At 40.0% G+C, this 18,531-nt stretch carries 13 protein-coding genes; 6 read left to right on the top strand and 7 right to left on the bottom strand.

The genetic code is table 11. The annotated features are described in order from the left end of the window. Positions 1 to 94 precede the first annotated feature (94 nt). The 3 genes from GGR22_RS06180 (at position 95) to accC (ending at position 3,061) form a co-directional block, all read left to right on the top strand. Positions 95 to 1,093, top strand: a complete 999-nt coding sequence (locus GGR22_RS06180) for a beta-ketoacyl-ACP synthase III (RefSeq protein ID WP_121375477.1) — start codon at positions 95 to 97, stop codon at positions 1,091 to 1,093. A gap of 24 nt (positions 1,094 to 1,117) precedes the next feature. Continuing rightward, the gene (gene accB, locus GGR22_RS06175; RefSeq protein WP_182492956.1) at positions 1,118 to 1,609 is read left to right on the top strand and encodes an acetyl-CoA carboxylase biotin carboxyl carrier protein; all 492 of its coding nucleotides are present in this window, start codon (positions 1,118 to 1,120) and stop codon (positions 1,607 to 1,609) included. A gap of 105 nt (positions 1,610 to 1,714) precedes the next feature. Continuing rightward, positions 1,715 to 3,061: an acetyl-CoA carboxylase biotin carboxylase subunit gene (gene accC / locus GGR22_RS06170; RefSeq protein WP_121375475.1), complete on the top strand. Its 1,347-nt coding sequence runs from the start codon at positions 1,715 to 1,717 to the stop codon at positions 3,059 to 3,061. A 33-nt stretch (positions 3,062 to 3,094) separates the two neighbouring features. On the opposite strand, the gene GGR22_RS06165 is transcribed toward accC, so the two are convergent. The 5 genes from GGR22_RS06165 to GGR22_RS06145 all read right to left on the bottom strand — a co-directional run bounded on the left by GGR22_RS06165 (position 3,095) and on the right by GGR22_RS06145 (position 9,858). Next, entirely contained in the window at positions 3,095 to 5,644 is a 2,550-nt protein-coding gene (locus tag GGR22_RS06165) for a CHAT domain-containing protein (protein ID WP_182492955.1), read from the bottom strand. Continuing rightward, positions 5,644 to 7,656, bottom strand: a complete 2,013-nt coding sequence (locus GGR22_RS06160; RefSeq protein WP_182492954.1) for a PKD domain-containing protein — start codon at positions 7,654 to 7,656, stop codon at positions 5,644 to 5,646. The genes GGR22_RS06165 and GGR22_RS06160 overlap by 1 nt, the downstream gene beginning before the upstream one ends. Before the next feature lie 81 nt (positions 7,657 to 7,737). Next, the gene (locus GGR22_RS06155; RefSeq protein ID WP_182492953.1) at positions 7,738 to 8,703 is read right to left on the bottom strand and encodes a hypothetical protein; all 966 of its coding nucleotides are present in this window, start codon (positions 8,701 to 8,703) and stop codon (positions 7,738 to 7,740) included. Positions 8,704 to 8,766: 63 nt separating this feature from the next. Next, positions 8,767 to 9,366: a hypothetical protein gene (locus tag GGR22_RS06150; RefSeq protein WP_182492952.1), complete on the bottom strand. Its 600-nt coding sequence runs from the start codon at positions 9,364 to 9,366 to the stop codon at positions 8,767 to 8,769. 51 nt (positions 9,367 to 9,417) lie between these two features. Further along, positions 9,418 to 9,858 (bottom strand): hypothetical protein, encoded by a 441-nt coding sequence (locus tag GGR22_RS06145; RefSeq protein ID WP_182492951.1) that lies wholly within the window; start codon positions 9,856 to 9,858, stop codon positions 9,418 to 9,420. 194 nt (positions 9,859 to 10,052) lie between these two features. On the opposite strand from GGR22_RS06145, the gene GGR22_RS06140 reads away from it, so the two are divergent. Next, positions 10,053 to 10,634 (top strand): RNA polymerase sigma factor, encoded by a 582-nt coding sequence (locus tag GGR22_RS06140; protein WP_182492950.1) that lies wholly within the window; start codon positions 10,053 to 10,055, stop codon positions 10,632 to 10,634. A 4-nt stretch (positions 10,635 to 10,638) separates the two neighbouring features. Continuing rightward, a complete protein-coding gene (locus GGR22_RS06135) occupies positions 10,639 to 11,361 on the top strand; it encodes a tetratricopeptide repeat protein (protein ID WP_182492949.1) in 723 nt (240 codons plus the stop codon). A gap of 35 nt (positions 11,362 to 11,396) precedes the next feature. Here the strand turns inward: GGR22_RS06135 and GGR22_RS06130 are convergent, their stop codons facing one another. Both GGR22_RS06130 and GGR22_RS06125 read right to left on the bottom strand, forming a co-directional pair. Then, positions 11,397 to 13,298, bottom strand: a complete 1,902-nt coding sequence (locus GGR22_RS06130; protein WP_182492948.1) for a S9 family peptidase — start codon at positions 13,296 to 13,298, stop codon at positions 11,397 to 11,399. 115 nt (positions 13,299 to 13,413) lie between these two features. Next, positions 13,414 to 17,022, bottom strand: a complete 3,609-nt coding sequence (locus tag GGR22_RS06125) for a reprolysin-like metallopeptidase (RefSeq protein WP_182492947.1) — start codon at positions 17,020 to 17,022, stop codon at positions 13,414 to 13,416. Between the two features lie 258 nt (positions 17,023 to 17,280). On the opposite strand from GGR22_RS06125, the gene GGR22_RS06120 reads away from it, so the two are divergent. Beyond that, a complete protein-coding gene (locus GGR22_RS06120) occupies positions 17,281 to 18,531 on the top strand; it encodes a dicarboxylate/amino acid:cation symporter (RefSeq protein WP_182492946.1) in 1,251 nt (416 codons plus the stop codon).

Raw genomic sequence — 18,531 nt, 5'->3', positions numbered from 1 at the left:
TAACGCTTTGCAAAAAGGTATGTTTTAGATTTTTTTTGTAATTTCCACCTCTTTTCGGAACTATATTTTTCGAGAAGAAATTATTAAAAATAGTATGAATACAATCACAGCCGCAATTACCGCAGTTGGAGCCTATGTGCCTGATTTTGTGCTTTCTAATAAAGTACTTGAAACGTTGGTTGACACCAATGATGAGTGGATTACTACTCGTACTGGGATTAAAGAAAGACGCATTTTAAAAGATGATACGAAAGGAACATCTTTTCTTGCCATTAAAGCTGCAGAGAATTTGATTGCGAAAAACAATATCAACCCAGCAGAAATCGATCTAGTACTGCTAGGAACTACAACTCCAGACATGCCCGTTGCCGCGACAGCTGTTTATGTTGCCTCACAAATTGGTGCTGTCAATGCTTTTGCTTACGATTTGCAAGCTGCCTGTTCTAGCTTTTTATACGGAATGTCTACCGCAGCTGCTTACATTGAATCGGGCAGATATAAAAAGATTTTATTGATCGGAGCCGACAAGATGTCTTCCATAATCGATTATACAGATAGAGCCACGTGCATTATCTTTGGTGATGGAGCCGGTGCTGTCTTGTTCGAGCCGAATCATGAAGGTCTTGGATTTCAAGACGAATTTTTAAGAAGCGATGGCGTTGGCCGCGAGTTCTTGAAGATTGAAGCCGGAGGTTCCTTGCTTCCTGCGTCAAAAGAAACCGTCGAGAACAAACAACATTATGTTTTTCAAGATGGTAAAACCGTTTTCAAATATGCTGTTTCAGGAATGGCTGATGTCAGCGAAAAAATAATGCAACGCAACAACCTTACTAAAGAGGATGTGAATTGGCTGGTAGCTCATCAAGCAAACAAAAGAATTATTGATGCTACGGCAAACAGAATGGGTCTGGATGAATCCAAAGTACTCGTTAATATTCAAAAATATGGCAATACTACTTCAGCAACATTGCCATTGCTTCTGAATGATTTTGAGAAGCAATTCAAAAAAGGAGATAATTTAATATTTGCCGCATTTGGAGGTGGATTCACTTGGGGATCGATCTACATGAAATGGGCATACGACAAACAATAAAACTAAAACCTAAATTCGAATATCATGGATATTAGAGAAATTCAAAACTTAATCAAGTTTGTAGCAAAATCAGGAGCTACTGAAGTAAAATTGGAGATGGATGATTTCAAAATCACAATCAAAACTACTGACGGAGCGTCATCTGAAACTACTACTTACATCCAACAGGCACCAATAAGCCACGCATTGCCACAAGCTGCTATGCCGCAGCCAACGGCTCCAACGGCTCCTTCAACACCAGTTGCGGCTTCTGCAGCAGGTGAGGACAACTCAAAATACGTTACGATCAAATCTCCAATTATTGGAACATTATACAGAAAACCTTCTCCAGACAAAGCGCCATTCGTAGAAGTAGGCAGCTCAATCTCAAAAGGAGATGTAGTTTGCGTTATCGAAGCAATGAAGCTTTTCAACGAGATCGAATCTGAGGTTTCTGGAAAAATCGTAAAAGTATTGGTAGATGATTCATCTCCAGTAGAATTTGACCAGCCATTATTCTTAGTAGACCCGTCATAATTTAGATTTTAGATTGCAGATGTTTAGATTGCAGATTTTACTAAAATCTCCAGCCTGTCTAATCGTCTAAGTATCCAAATTGTCTAATTATCTAATTTAAATACGATGTTTAAAAAAATACTAATAGCAAACAGGGGAGAAATAGCGCTTCGCGTTATCAGAACCTGTAGAGAAATGGGTATCAAAACGGTAGCCGTTTACTCAACTGCAGATGCAGAAAGCCTTCACGTTCGCTTTGCGGATGAAGCTGTTTGTATCGGCCCGCCGCCAAGTAATTTATCTTACTTGAAAATGTCTAACATTATTGCTGCTGCAGAAATTACAAATGCAGATGCAATCCACCCTGGATATGGCTTCCTTTCTGAAAATGCTAAATTTTCAAAAATCTGTCAGGAACATGGTATCAAATTTATTGGTGCTTCTCCTGAAATGATTGACAGAATGGGAGACAAGGCTTCTGCAAAAGCTACAATGAAAGCGGCAGGAGTTCCTACGATTCCAGGTTCAGAAGGTTTGTTAGAATCTTACGAGCAAACTAAAAAACTGGCGAAAGAATTCGGTTATCCAGTAATGCTTAAGGCTACGGCTGGAGGCGGTGGAAAAGGAATGAGAGCCGTTTGGAAAGAAGACGAACTTCAAAAAGCTTGGGAAAGCGCTCGTCAAGAAGCTGCTGCTGCATTCGGTAACGACGGAATGTACATGGAAAAATTGATCGAAGAGCCTCGTCATATTGAAATTCAAGTGGTAGGTGATGCTTACGGTAAAGCATGCCACCTTTCTGAAAGAGATTGCTCAGTTCAAAGACGCCACCAAAAACTGACAGAAGAAACGCCTTCTCCATTCATGACAGACGAGCTTCGTCAGAAGATGGGTGAAGCTGCTGTAAAAGCGGCAGAATATATCAAATATGAAGGTGCTGGAACCGTAGAATTTTTGGTTGACAAACACAGAAATTTCTATTTCATGGAGATGAATACTCGTATCCAAGTAGAGCACCCGATTACAGAACAAGTTATCGATTATGACTTGATCCGTGAGCAAATTTTAGTTGCTGCTGGTGTGCCGATTTCTGGTAAAAACTATTTGCCACAGTTGCATGCTATCGAATGCCGAATCAATGCGGAAGATCCATACAATGATTTCCGTCCGTCACCGGGAAAAATCACGACGTTGCATACGCCAGGAGGACACGGAGTTCGTCTAGATACTCACGTTTATTCTGGATATACGATTCCGCCGAACTACGATTCCATGATTGCAAAATTGATTACTACGGCTCAAACAAGAGAAGAAGCAATCAGCAAGATGAAACGTGCTTTGGATGAGTTCGTAATCGAAGGTGTAAAAACAACCATTCCTTTCCACAGACAATTGATGGATGATCCGGCTTATGTAGCGGGTGATTATACCACTAAATTTATGGAAAGCTTCAAAATGGAAGATCCTAAATAAAATAGAAATCCCAGCTGAAAGGTTGGGATTTTTTTATTGCTTGCTTTTTTGTTTTTGAACTACTACCAAACAGAGAACAATGATGGCAAGTCCGCCAAATAAGTACCAATAATTGCAAGTAGAATCCTCCGAAATATCGCCATAAAAAACAAAGGCACTCCAAAAATAAGGCGACTTTTTGCTGTTTGGAATACTTTTGTCTTGTAAAAAGTCCATCTTTGCTTGATGATTAGCCCTAAAATACATCTCGTCTTTTTCGCAGCTTTGATAAAAATTCTTCATTAAAACAGAAGTCGTATAATCATTCACTTTCCATAACGAAAACAACAAGTTTTCAGCACCTGCATTCTGAAACCCGCGTGCAATGCTTAAGGCGCCTTCGCCGCGATACAACTTCCCAATACCCGTTTCGCAAGCGCTCAGGACAACCAAATCCGGATGAATATCTAAAGAATACAAATTGCCGTACAAAACATCTTGATCGTAAAAAGAAATTGCAGCGGGAATTTCCGTATTTCCGGAAGATGCATGGGTAGAAAGGTGAAGTATAGAATAATGTCGGATGTCTTTCAAAAAATTAGCATAGGTTGCCTGATTTTTTTCCAAATAAGTTCCGCCATACAGCTGCTTGATGGATTTTAGCTCTTCTATAGAAAAAGCCAGGCCTCTATTGCTGTTTTCAAAAACAGGAAATACACCTAACACAGATTGATTTTTATAACTAGGTTTTTTATTGTTCAAGTAAAACTCGGCAGAAGTTGCATAGCTTATGATTTCCTCGTTCATCAGATAAGGCAGTTTCGAAAAATCAGTGCTTTTCGATGCCTTGGTAAGCAACGACTCAAAAGAAATAAAACAAAGCAATCCATCTGGAAGTATCAGGTGCTTTTTTGTTGTTATTTTCTTTAACTGAAGCAGATTATAGAGCTTATGGCTCTGTTGTTTGTATCCCGCAAGATTATTTGAAATGGCAGACGATTCGGCGAAATAATCTAAGTAATCGGTGATTATTTTTTTATTTAGAGAAGAAGTAAGAAAAGAAGTAAGCTGTATCTGAGAATCAGATACATTAAAAACATAAACTTTTTCTTTCCCATAAAAATAAGCCGTTAATGTTGCATCGTCGTTTTTTAATTTATGATAGAGCCTGTCAAAATCCAATTGTGATGGGCCATTGAATTTGTCTTTTTCAAAGCTTTTTTTCAATGCCGCTATCTTTTCATTCTGAAGCGCCAAAGCAGTATTGATAGCTTCCAGATTGGCTTTTTCACCTTTTTCTTGTTCTTTGATGACAGTATTAGAGAGTTCGTGAATTTTATATAAAATTTCTTTTTGGCTTTTGTTTCCCGATTTTTTTGCGAGCGTAATATAGTTTTTCAATGCGCTAGATTTTGTTGTTTCTTGTAGCGCGAAAGCTTGTTCTAAAAACACAGGGTCTTTTGATTCTTGATAGCGCTTTTCATACATTCCAATTGCTTTTTCCACTCGATTTTGGATGCTCGAGCTGTGGATAAGCGAAGTTTCTTCGTAAAACAAAAAAGAGGAAAACTGTGCATCAATCGCAAAAGTAAGGTTGTAACAGTCAATCGCTTTTTGATAGTTTTTTTGCTCCGCATACGTTGAAGCCAATACATCCAATGCATCAATCAAGAGTCCTTCTGGATAAAGCATTTTCTGCGTAGGAAGAAGGTTACTCGGATTATAATTTGGAATCAATTCTTTGAAAATTTCCTGAATTGCTTTTTGGCTTTCTTTTATCTTTTTTTGGTTCAGCAATAGTTGTGCTTCTTCCAGATAAAGCTGTGAAATGTCACGCTTGGAATTGCCAGAGAGTTCTAATTTTGCTTTTTTAATATAATCTTCCGCTTTTTTATAGTTTTTTTGGTGTCTGTAAACCGTAGCAAGATTTTTATAAAGAAGGAAACTTGGAGCAATAATTTCTGCTTTTTCAAAAACCTTTTGTGCTTTGTCAAGCTCATTTTTTGCCAGATAATTTTCTCCAAGAAGGGAAAGAATAATAGCTTTTCTCTCATCTGAAAGCTTCTCTGAAACATAGATATTTTCTAGCAAATCAATAGCTTCTTGATTTTTTCCGATGCTTTTATAAACGGCAGAAAGATTAATTACGGCACTTGCTTTCTGCGACAAATTGTTGTTTTTGATGGCGAGATACAGATAGTGCTTAATGGTATTTTCAGCACTTGTATAATCTCCAGTCATCGTATAGAGATTTCCCAAAGGCTTTAAGCAATATTCGACAATATCATAATCCGAAAGTTGGTTTTTTTGAAACAGTCCTAATGCGTTTTCATAGGAATGAATTGCTTCAAAATAATGGCCAAATTGTTTTTGATAGAAAGCCTTATTGCAGTTTAAGATGACAATAGCCAGCTTTTCATTTTTAGATTTTGGCTTTGGGTCTTTCCAAAACTGTTTTTCTGTTTCTTCCAGATTTTTTATTCTAGCTAAGGTCGGATGAGCGATAAAATTATCCAATGCTGCGTAGATATGATTTTCAGCAATCGTCTGTTTTTGTGCGAAAGCAAATTGTGCAAATAGTATAAAGAAAATAACCTTTTTCATCAAAATTTCCAGATTGCATAGAATTGCCAATGACTGAAATCATTTTCAAAGCTCCATAAATAACGAATTCCGAGACTTGGTCCTATTCGGGCAAAGCCAAAAGTAATGTCTGCAAAAACATTGGTTTGCAATTTTTCAAATGCTTTTGTAGTTGTCTTTTCGCTCTGGCTTTGTCGGGCACTGGTAATTTCTTCGCCTTGCCGTGGGGGATTCGGGTCATTAAATACGGGCTGAAAATATCGTGTTGTGGTTTCATTTTCGAAAGTCTCATCCAATGCGACAGAAAATTGCGGTCCGAAACCAAATCCAATATAATTATTCAGGCTGTAGCGAAGCGACACGGGAACCACTTCGGCCAGATTCCGTACCGTTTTTTGCTTGTTTTCTGTCTGAACATAGGCTATGTCTAAAACTGTTCCGTTGCTTAATACTAAAGGCGGATTCAGCTGTCTTAATGTCGGATTTGTGCTGGTGGAAGACCCGCTTTCCATGTAATTATAATACAATTCAGCCTGTAAGTACCATCTGTACGATTTATAAGGCGAAATTGTGGCACCTAGAAAATAGCTCTTCGGATTTTCTTGATCTGGAAAATAATTATATCCTGTCCGTATGCCAATAGAAATTCCCGGACTGAAACGCGTGACGGCATAATTGGTAATAATCGGTTCATTTTTGTCAAAGATAATCGCAGTACGGCTTTTGGTTTTTACCTTATGGAAATCTTTGCCAAACTTCAAGCTATATTTTACAAAGCCCTTTGTGCTGTCTTTTTCCATCACATTTTTTTGGTTGCTTCCAGGAAGGTAAATGTTCTTGAAGGTAAAATGTATCTGATTCTTCAAGACAATCGTATCAAGACAGCTATAGTTTACCTCTTCGTTTTTCGGACAGATTTCGCACTTCGGATACATATCGACAATTTTTAAGGTTGATTTGTCAAAAATATCGGGAATATCTGTTTCGAGTTTTATTTTTCGAGCCGGGCCTTCGCCATCATTTTGAAAGCGAGTCTTGAAATTCAATGTCTTAAATCGGACGAGCCTATAATTCATGAAAATACCATTCGAAGACATCTTGTTCGGATCATGAGAAGTCACAATTTCCATCTCAAGATTTTTTACCTTATGGTTTTTATAATTTCTGTCAGGGACAAAAACACCCCTGATGGTCAGCGTGGCGCTGGTGTCCTTGATCATTTCGGGAGTTGTCTTGAACGTAAAAAATAAATTTCTTGTTTGTTTTGGCGAAAGGCTGTCGAATTCAAAAACCTTTGAGTTTCGGTAAAGTGCTTTTGACTGCTCAAGTGTTTGTTCTAAATTTTCAAGGTCTTCTATAATTTTATTGTTCTTGATTGCTAGACTTTCTGTACTTGCGAGATATGTTTCATGTCTATCATAATCATCAACGAATGCGTAGTTTTCTTCTAATTTTTCTTTTTCGTTTTCATGTACCCTGGTTTCTACTGTTCCAAAGTTGTCATTTTTGAATTGCTTGTCGTTATAAAAAAGATAGAGCTTCCCGTTGGTAGAATAGTCTTTCAGGTTTTGATAGCTCATGACTACCACGATTTCCTCGTCGGGCATCGGTTCCCTGTTTTTCTGCAACAGGAAGCCGTCGTACTGTTCTATGGAAGCAATATCTTGATAATCTGTTTCTGATAATTCTGTGACAGCAATCGTTTTTGGACGGGTTGCTGGCGGTTTTCCATTATCATAATTGTTGGTCACGGCGAGCCTTACGGTAGCATTGCCTTTCTTTTTGTAGGTATGTTTGGGTTCTTTTTCCTTGCTGTAATGACCGTCGCCAAATTCCCAGAAATAACTATAACTGGCAGGCGGCGCTCCAGCGATTTGGATAAGCGGTGGGGTCTGGGGCTTGAAAGAAACTTTATTTCCCTTTTGGTCAAGGCCGATTACGGCTCTTCGGGTTATCGTGTCTTTTGTTTTTGTTTGCGAAAAGCAAAAAGAAATTCCCGAAAATAAAACGGTTATGAGGATTAATTTCTTCATAATCAAGGGGTGTTTGTTACTATAAATGTAAACAAAAGTGATGAAGTTGTCATCACTTTTGTTAAGATTATAGTAATTATTTTATGGAAGGGCGTTAATCGCTGCGATTAACTGAGCTTCTGTTCCGACTGTTGTTTCAGCTAGCGTAAATACATACACATCATTTGCGGCAATAGTAACGGATTTGATAGCGTATCTCCACTGGCCATTATCTTCGGTCACAAAAATCACGTGGCATTCAAGACCGACAGGGATTTGTCCGTAGTGCTCAGAAAACTGATTTGTTGTCGGGTTGAAGGTATCTAATTTTGCCAAAGAGCTTCCTTCGCCATCATAGTGCAGGTAGATAGCACTGTTTTCAAAATTATATCCCGTTGGAGCTTCTGCCAAAATGGTTGTTTTCGGTCTTGGATCGCTATAAAAACGGTCGACATTGGTCCATCCGAAGCTGCTGAAATACGCATAATAGTTTGGGCCTTCTACAAAAACACCATTTTCTCCATTCGCACGATCTTGCTCATCCCATTCCAAGTTGCCGTCTTCATCGATTGTTCCATCCCATAAAGACATTCCGGTATCAGCACCTCCAGTCAGGTTTGCAGGAATGATAACTTGCATTGGACAAGAAATAGCAAGCTGTTGTCCGTTTTTTGTCGCATTGATGTAGAATTCTCCTCCCGAAATCAATAGAGACATGTCGCCGTTTGGCATTCTTCCCATGGTTGGCTTGTTAGTCACCAGCATTGTTCCAGGATTAAATAATTCAGCATATTCGACTACGACTTGTCCTGTTATGGGATTTCCGTTTTGTGTCAGGCAGTTTCCGTTTATGGTAAATTGTACGCCATTTGCCGTTGTGAAAGTTGTAGCGCCATCTTCAGCGTTAAATGTAAAAGTCTGTGTGTCTAGGGCTTCTTCTCTTAAAGCTGCGAAGGCAGAAGCTGATGGCACGTAATCTGGCGTATCGCCGTCGTCATTTTTGCTGCAGCTCGCTACAAGTATTCCTAGTATAAACAATTGTCCGATTTTTTTAAAATTTGTTTTCATGATTTCTAATATTTTATGTGTTAGTTATTGTTATATCAATTCTGGTTTTAGATTGTTACCCTTTTATTGAAAAATAATATCGATATACGGAATTCCGAAATCTGGGACAGGACCTCCCGTACCATAGAAATCCGAAGAAGTGATCGTGATTGCGGCATTTGATACTGGATAAGGACTCGGTCCGTTGAATCGCAAAAGCCTGCCGACTGTATTCCCAATGTTTCCTAGATAATTTGTCACCGTTCTTCTTAACGTATACGAAGTTCCGGCTGTGAGGTTAGTTGGCGTTATCGACACATATTCTGTTTGGGCAGAATCGAAAACATGGTTACCGCTGTAGATAGTCAAATTGGTAGTGTTGTCTACAATTTCAATCAGATAAGGAATGCTGGCGGCATAAAGATTTGCATTTCCTTGGTAGCCAATAGAGCAGACGGTCTCGTTGGTGTTTACTTCAAAAGTGTATTCGTGTGTCAGAAGATCCATTGTTGTCACATCAGTAAACGAGGAATTGCTTGCTAATGTGGCCGCATAAAGCTGGCTGAATTCTGAATTGGCCGTGCTGCAGCCTCCGCCTTGGTTTTGGTTGTCGTCATTGTTGCAGCTTAGTGTTGCAATTACGGCTACTAATAGGAGTCCGATTTTTTTGATGTGTGTTTTCATGATTAAGTGTTTTTTGTTGTTTTAGTTACTGCGTAAAGCTGTTATCATAAATTATCGTTCAAATTCTGCACTTCGGATAATCTTGTAGGTAAGAATTTCGCTGGTGCTGACAAGCTGGATCATTTTTAAGGCATGTCCTTCGGAACTTGAAAATCCTTTTGCGGTACCATTGGTGGTTTCCACTTCCCAGAAATACAATCGCAAGGTTGGGCTCGAAATTTCTTCGGCTAATTGGTAATAGCTTTCGATTTTTTTGTCGAGGATGATTTCACCGGCAGCCACCAAGGCAATCCTGTTTTCTGCTTTTTCTAGCGATAGGGCAGTACCTGAATAACTTCCTTGGTCTGTTTTTACGCTCCAGTCGTAAACGGTTACGATTCTGTCTTTTGTAATTTCTGTTGCATTTTTTGTTCTTGCAGCAGTTTTTACTTCAGTAGCATTTGCGCTTATCGATAATGCTATCATTGCTAATGTTAAGATGGACTTTTTCATGATTTCTAAATTTTTAATGTTGTGTTTAAATTTCGATTTATACCGTTATATCAAAATGCTTTTTAAATTGTTACCCTTGATTGGGAATTTTTAAAACAGTATTTGATGAACTTTATATTCCTATATACTCATTGCTGAAAATTTGTTACCCTTGTGTTTTTATTTTTTCTACATTAGCAGTAAATAAGGCAGTTATGACCGAAAAGAATACTCATTCTGACCAGTTCTACATAGAGGGTTTGCTGCAAAACGATTCGGCAGTCATCCAGTCTATCTATAAAAAGTTTGCGCCAAAAGTCAAGAACTACATCCGGACGAATAGTGGCGATGATGACGCTGCAGCTGATGTAATCCAGGAAGTTTTAATAGCTATTTATAACCAAGCAAAAACTAAGGGACTTCAGCTCACGTGTCCGTTTGATGCGTATTTTTTCTTGCTTTGCAAAAGACGCTGGCTAAATGAATTGAAAAAATCTTCAAACAAAGGGGTAACAATCAAAGACGATACTCTATCTATAAGCGAATCAGTTCACGAGCTGATCCTGCAAGCAGAAGCTTTTGATGAAAAACAGTCCTTGTTTGACGAAATGTTCCAAAAGCTCGGAGAAAAGTGCCAAGAGGTTCTCAAGCTTAGTTTTGTCTTAAAAACTATGGAAGAAGTAGCCCAGCGGCTAAACGTGACGTACGGTTATGTGAGGAAGAAAAAATCACTCTGCACAGGACAGCTTACAGAAATGATTCAGCAGTCGAATAGGTATAAATCGCTAAAAAAATAACGCCATGAACGAAGAGGCATACAATAGCTTTGAAAGCTATCTGAATAACGAAATGTCGACAGAAGAGCGATTGGATTTTGAATCAAAGCTTCAGGATGATTCTCAATTCAGAGAAAGCTTTGAACTGTATAAAGAAACATCAGCTTTTTTAGAACATAAATTTTCTGCCGAAACCCAAGATTTCAAAAAGAATTTGGCGTCGGTTTCGAAAGATTATTTTTCGGAAGAGGAGGAAGGAACTAAAGTTATTTCCTTCAAGCCTTGGTATTATGCGGCAGCGGCTTCGGTAGTGATTCTTTTGGGGACTTGGATTTTTATGAAAGGCCCAACTCCGGAATACGGCGATTATGACCAGCATGAAAATGCGTCTTTTGTTGAAAGAGGCGATGCTGACGAAAACTTGAAAAACGCCCAGGATTTTTTTAATAAAAAAGAATACAGAAAAGCAGTAGTTTCTTTTCAGAAAATACAGAATCTGGACAATCCAGAACATCAATATTTTTATGCTATTGCTTTGATTGAAACGGATAATTACGTGAAAGCAGAAATGCTTCTGAATGAAATCCAGCATGGTACTTCTATCTATAAAAATAAGGCAATCTGGTATTCTGCTTTGTCTGAATTAAAACAGAAAAATGTGGAGGAATGCAAATCGTTATTACGACAAATTCCAGAAGATTCCGAAGATTATGATAAGGCTCAGGAATTATTAAAAGAATTAGATTAGATAAAAAAATCCCCGCGAAGAGCGGGGATTTTTTGTTATAAAGTTTCTTTCAACCATCTAAAAAATTCTTTCTGCCAAACTTGTGCATTCTGAGGTTTTAGTACCCAGTGATTTTCATCAGGAAACAGAATGAACCTGCTCTTGATGCCTTGCAATTGAGCGGCTTGGAAAGCTTCCTGTCCTTGCCCGATCGGCACTCTATAATCTTTTCCTCCTTGGAAAATTAAAATAGGAGTATCCCATTTGCTCACGTTATTGATCGGGTTGAATTGAGAATACGTCTTTTGCGCCGCTGCGTTGTTTGCTTCCCAATAAGCACCGCCAGAATCCCAGTTCGTGAAAAATACTTCTTCCGTGGTTCCGTACATGCTTTGCAGGTTGAAAACGCCACAGTGTGCTATTAAAGTTTTGAATCTTTTTTTGTGAATTCCAGCTAAATAGAACACAGAATAGCCTCCGTAGCTTGCCCCAATAGCCCCCAGCCTTGCTTTGTCAACATAGCTTTCTTTTGAAACATCGTCGATAGCAGAAAGGTAGTCGTCCATTACTTGGCCGCCCCAGTCTTTGCTGATCTGCTCGTTCCAGGCAACGCCATGACCTTGCATTCCTCTTCGGTTTGGTGCTACGACAATATAACCTTGCGCCGCCATAACCTGAAAGTTCCATCTAAAAGAATAAAATTGTGTCAATGCAGATTGCGGTCCGCCTTGGCAATATAAAAGTGTCGGATATTTTTTGTTCTTGTCAAAATTGGGAGGAAGCACTACCCAAACCAGCATTTTCTTTCCGTCAGTTGTCGTAACATAACGTTTTTCGAATTTGCTCAAGGCTATTTTCGAATAAGCAGCATCGTTTACTTTCGTAATTTGGTTCCATGTTTTTTTCTTCAAATCGTAAGAAAAGATTTCTGCTGCATGATTGAAGTCGGTTCTTGCCACGATAGCCTTATCTCCAGAAAAACCTACAATATCGGTCACGTCAAAATCACCATCGGTAAGCTGTCTTACGGTTATAGCAATTCGAGTCAATCCCGGAAAATTTACCTCAAATAATTGTTTGGTACCGTTGATTGGTGCTAAAAAATATACTTTTTTCCCATCAGCACTCCAAGTAAAGCTGTCAACAGTTCCATCCCAGCCCGAAGTCAGGTTGATGTCCATGCCTTTAAAACGTACAATAATATCATTTTTGTCGGCTTCATAACCATCGCGTTTCATCTGCAACCACGTCAAGTCGCCATTCGGAGAAAATTGCGGAGCGGTATCATAACCCGGATTGCTTTCCGTTAGGTTTTTGGTTGTTTTTGTAGCTAAATCGTATTGGTACAAGTTTGTATTTGTAGAAGTAGCATACGCGGTTCCTTCTAGTTTTTTCGAAACATACACAATGCTTTTTCCGTCGCGGGACCAAGTATAATCTTCATCGCCACCAAATGGTTTTTGAGGTGAATCATAAGGCTCGTCCTTCATGATATCGGTGAAGTTTTCTTTATCATTTACAGGAGAAAAAACCACATGATTGTGCGTGCCGTCATTCCAAGTGTCCCAATGACGATAATCCAATCCATCATAAACTTGTACTTCAGATTTTTCTAAAGCAGGATAATAATCTTTTCCTAAGACTTTCCCGACTTTTACTTCTTTGCTTGCCAATAAAAGCTTGCCGTCAGGAGACATGTTTTTGTCATTTAGTAACGAGGCATATTCTGCAACTTCGGTGGCATTGCCACCTGAAACGGGTATGCTGTAAAATTTAGAATTTGATTTATTTTCTTCTACCGAAGGAATTGAAACTTTGTAGATGATGTTTTTTCCGTCTTTTGAGATGCCAAGCGGACTGACTCTTCCGAGCTGCCAAAGCAATTCTGGCGTCATTACGTTTTGTGCGGCTGCATTTAATCCGATCATACTAATGGTTAAAAAAAGAATTTTTTTCATTTGCGAATGCTGTTAAAAATAAAGGCTTAAAGGTAATCATTTATCCAAATACAGCGGATGTTTCAATAAAAAAGGCCGTCTGAAAAGACGGCCTTTTGCTAAAATGAAAAATGAATTACTTTTTGATGAAACGTTTTACAGTCACATTTTCGTTATCATTAATCTCAACGATATAATTTCCGTCAGTCAAAGAAGAAACAGCGATAGTTCCATCTTGGATTTTTCCTCTCATAACTTCTTGTCCTAACATGTTTACGATTCTGAAGCTCGCTTTTTCAGAAACCGAAGTTAGGTTGATTGCCGAAGAAGCAGGATTTGGATATAATTTGATCTCCGCCTGTGCGATGCTTTCTTCTCTTCCTGTAGACACGATGTTTACCGTATAATCTTCTACTTGGCCATACGAAAAGGCTTCACAGGCAGTCGGCACGGCATTGTATTTCATAGAAACTCTCATGCGGGTTGCGCCTAAAGTGGCACTAGCAGGAATTGTAAAGCTGCCGCTCACAGGTGTTGTTGTCGAAGCCGTTTTTGTCCAAACTTGTTCTCCAGCATCGGTGAAATCGCCGTCTTTGTTATAATCAATCCAAACAGAATACCCTTCGCTGTAAACAGAACTTGTCCATGATGGCGTGATGGTAATCGTATACGAAGTTCCTCTAGTCGCATTAGTAGAAATCGAAGTGAAATCAGTATATCCCGTTCCTCCAGTCGAAGTATTGTCGATGGTTCCAAATTGCACACGCCCGATTTTTTCGTCAGCTACGCTGTTTCCTTGCGAAGCGCAATACGAAACCGAAGTCGATAAGGTAGTTACGTTCACGCTATTGCTTGAAGCCGAACTGTTTCCTGCCGCGTCTTTTGCTTTTATAGAAAAAGTGTATGTAGTTGCCGCTGTCAATCCGGTTACGGCATAGGATGTTGTGGTTACGGTAGTTCTTAAAACACCATCTTGATAGACTTCATATCCAGTGACGGCAACATTGTCGGTTGAAGCTGTCCAAGATAAGTTCGTGGCTGTCTGTGTGGTTCCCGAAGCCGCTAAACTTGTAGGTACTGTTGGAGCTGTAGTATCGGCAGATCCAGCCTGAATGTTTACGGTATAATCTTCTACTTCTCCATAAGAGAAAGCCTCACACGCAGTTGGTACTGCATTGTATTTCAAGGAAACTCTCATTCGCGTTGCGCCTGTTGCAGCTGTTGCTGGAACCGTAAACGAACCGCTTGCTGGAGTTACTGTAGAAGCAGCTCTGCTCCAGACTAATTCTCCTGTGTCGTCAAAATCGCTGTCGCCATTATAGTCAATCCAAACAGCAACACCTTCCGCGTAAGTTGTTCCCGTCCAAGTTGGCGTTACGGTAATTGTATAGGCTGTTCCTTTGCTCAAATTGGTAGAAATAGACGTAAAGTCAGAATAACCTGTTCCTCCTGTCGAAGCATTGTTGATGGTTCCTAACTGTACTCTTCCAATGTATTCGTCAGCAACGCTATTTCCTTTTGAAGCACAATAGGTTGCGGTTCCAGCCAAAGTAGTCACATTTACCGTGTTGCTAGAAGCTGATAAGTTGCCAGCCGCATCTTTAGCTTTTACATAAAAAGTATAAGCTGTAGATGGCGTCAATCCGGTTACGGCATAGGTCGTTGTAGTTACGGTAGTTTTCAGTACGCCATTTTGGTATACCTCATAACCTGTAACGGCAACATTATCGGTAGAAGCTGTCCAAGACAAGTTGGTTCCTGTTTGAGTCGTTCCAGAAGCGGCTAAGCTTGTAGGCGCTGTCGGAGCTGTTACATCTCCCGATCCGGTAGTAATTGTAAAATTGGTATTGGAAATGTCAAAGAAGATATGGTTGGATCCTTTGACCATGATTCTATTTTGCGTGCCAGGATTATTCGGAACGGTAATCGCTTGAGTTCCGTCATTTGGAGTTCCTGCTAACAAAGTGATAGGGTAGGTATTTCCGCCATCGGTCGATAGCAAGATGTCCACGTTTGCTGCATTTACGCCATTTGCAGTTGTTCCTGCAACGTTCCATGTCACGGTTTGGGAGGTTCCAGATGCCCAAGATACGGCTGTGTTTGGTGCTGTAAGGACAAAAGGCCCTGCTGTTCCGTTTACGGTAACAATCATATCGTCGCTATTGTTTGCAGGACCGCCCGCTCTATTGTCTCTAACTGTTAATCTGAAATTTAGAGTTCTTGCTACGTTTGGAACGGCTTCCCATTGCCAAGTTGTCGCGCCAGTTTTAATGGTTTCTAGTCTTGGAAAATAGCGTGTGCCTGATGTTGAAGGTACAAAAGAGCGGAAAGCTGGTCCCGAAGTGGCTGTCGCACTCGGATAAGTGGTGCTTGAAGTTCCTGAATTCATCTGCTCCCAGCAATACGTCAAAGTATCGCCGTTAGCATCCGTTCCAGAACCGGTCAATAAGAAAGGAGTTCCTTTTGGAACTGTATAATCTGCTCCTGCATTGGCTGTCGGTACTGAATTTCCGGTTGCCGTATTGGTCTGACAAGAAGTTGTTTTTACGTAATTGGTTACTTGTTGGATACTTACGGCATGAAAGAACGGATCGCTATGTGGCTGTACATCTGTAGCGCCTGTAATTCCAGCATATCCCATGATTGTGGTTCCGCTTCCAGGTTCGTTTTGTACGCCAGTTCCCTCATTACTGAAAGTAAACGTATGGTTGGCTCCAAACTGATGTCCCATTTCGTGGGCCACAAAGTCGATATCGAAATTATCGCCAATTGGGACTGTGCTTGTCGTAAAGCCGCTGCCTTTCCCAGAAGCACATACGCAGCCGATACAGCCTGCATTTCCATTGTTTCCAATGGCTGACATCAAGTGTCCGATATCATAATTCGCGTTTCCGATTACACTAGTCAAAGTGGATTGAAGCTGTGAATTGTAATTGGCATCGGTGCTGCCATAAGGATCGGTCGAAGCGTTGGTATAGATTACCGCGTCTGTATTGGAAATGAGTACCATTCGGACTCCGAAATCTTTTTCAAATACGCCGTTGACACGTGTCATGGTATTATTGATAGCCGCTAGAGCAAGGGCTTTGGTGCCTCCATGATAGGCCGTGTATTCTCCGGTAACCGACATGGCCAGCCTGTAAGTCCTCAATGTACTATCGTCTGCATTAGGACGTAAGGCAAGGTCAGAATCCATCTGGCCTTTTACATGATCCATGACTTCACATTCAAATTTGGTGAAGGCCATTCTCTTGTCCGTTCTTTTGTAGACTGAGTAAGTACTGAGGTCTTTGGAATACGGCTCGATAAACTCAGCCGGTTTGTCTGCCGCTAATTTCATTCCTTGGAAGCCAAGCGGCGAGACGCTGAAATAGATTGTCGCAGTCGGGTCATCGATTCCTTGTCCTGCATAGGATTTGATTTCTGGATAGCGTGCTGCCAGTTCCGGATCCATGATAGGCAGATCGTAGATTCGGAATCGCTCTGATGCACCGTCGGCTGTTGGAATAGCGATAATAACATTTGAAGTCTGTTTGTAACTGTTCCGAAGCGGTGCCTTTGTCAGTTGGTTTTTTAAAGAAGACAAATCCAGTTCAAATAAATTTTTTGTGGGAAGTGGCATCCGGTTTTCAAAAATGGCAAGATCGCTTTTTGGAGCTGATGCTTTCCAGAGTGATTTTCCATTCTGCGCAAACGAAAAACCAGTCATAGCCAAGAAGGCTACTGATAGTAGAGCGTGTTTCATAAATTAGTAGGTTGGTTAAATTTGGTTATATCAAATGTATGATAATTTTATTTATATTGTGATTTTTAATCAAAAAAAAGATTAAAAAGATATAAATATAACTGTAAAGTGTTGTTATTGTTGAATTATTTGTAATTGAAAATAACGAGATTTTAGTCGCGTAGGAAGCTTTTGTGTTCTAAAAAATTAAGATTTTATTCACTATTCAAATAGGAGTCAAAAAATATAACTATTTTCACGAACTAAAATAATTACGGTTTGAAAAACAACAATAGACTATTTGCAGCAATCATCATTGCTTTGGTTCTCGGAGTTGCTTTGGGCGCTTATGTCCATTATCAATATCCAGAAGGAAAAGCAGATTTTGCAAAAAATATAAAACTTCTAGGAACGATTTTTATCAGGCTCGTCCAGATGATTATTGCTCCCTTGGTATTTTCGACTTTAGTGGTTGGAATTGCTAAAATGGGCGATATGAAAATGGTCGGAAGAGTAGGAGCCAAAGCCATGGCATGGTTTATCACCGCATCATTAGTGTCGCTATCCGTAGGTTTGGTGCTTGTGAACTGGCTAAAGCCTGGCAAAGGAACTTCAATAAAAATGGATGACCTTTCTACAGCTGACGACCTGCTAAAAAACACCAAGTCTTTTTCTTTAGAACAATTCGTTACCCATGTCGTGCCAAAGAGTGTCATCGAGGCCATGGCGACCAACGAAATATTGCAAATCGTAATCTTCGCGATTCTTTTTGGAGTTGCGCTTTCATCAATGGGCAAGCTCGGTAATCCGATTATCAAATCGCTCGACATTGTTTCGCATGTCATCCTAAAAATGGTAACCTACATCATGTGGGTAGCTCCGTTAGGAGTTTTTGGCGCTGTTGCCGCTGCCGTTGCAAATTACGGTTTTGAAATTTTCAGCCTATATGCCAAATATTTGGTCGATTTTGCTATCGGAATTCTAGTCCTTTGGGCATTGCTCCTTTTGGTCGGCTATTTTATCCTTGGCAACCGACTTTGGACATTGCTCAAGAGAATCAAAAGCCCTTTGCTTATTGCTTTTTCTACCACTTCCAGCGAAGCCGTTTTTCCAAAATTAGTGGAAGAATTAGAGCGTTTCGGTTGCAAGAGCAAGATCGTTTCTTTTACGCTGCCTTTAGGCTATTCCTTCAACCTTGACGGAAGCATGATGTATATGACTTTCGCCAGTATTTTTATCGCTCAAGTCTACGGAGTGGATATGTCTCTAGGAGAACAACTGACGATGCTTTTAGTACTGATGCTGACAAGTAAAGGAGTTGCAGGCGTGCCTCGTGCCTCGTTGATCGTCGTTGTAGCAACCTGTGCCATGTTTGGAATTCCGCCAGAAGGAATCGCCTTGATTTTGCCAATTGACCATTTCTGCGATATGGCAAGAAGCATGACAAACGTGCTGGGCAATGCATTGGCAACAACTGCTGTAGACAAATGGGAATCTGAGCCAGAAACAATAACACAAGAAATAGCATAA

This window comes from Flavobacterium gossypii (assembly GCF_014138495.1).
Lineage (GTDB): Bacteria > Bacteroidota > Bacteroidia > Flavobacteriales > Flavobacteriaceae > Flavobacterium > Flavobacterium endophyticum.
Note: the sequence above shows the minus strand (reverse complement) of the source record. Positions and strands in the feature narration are given on the sequence as shown.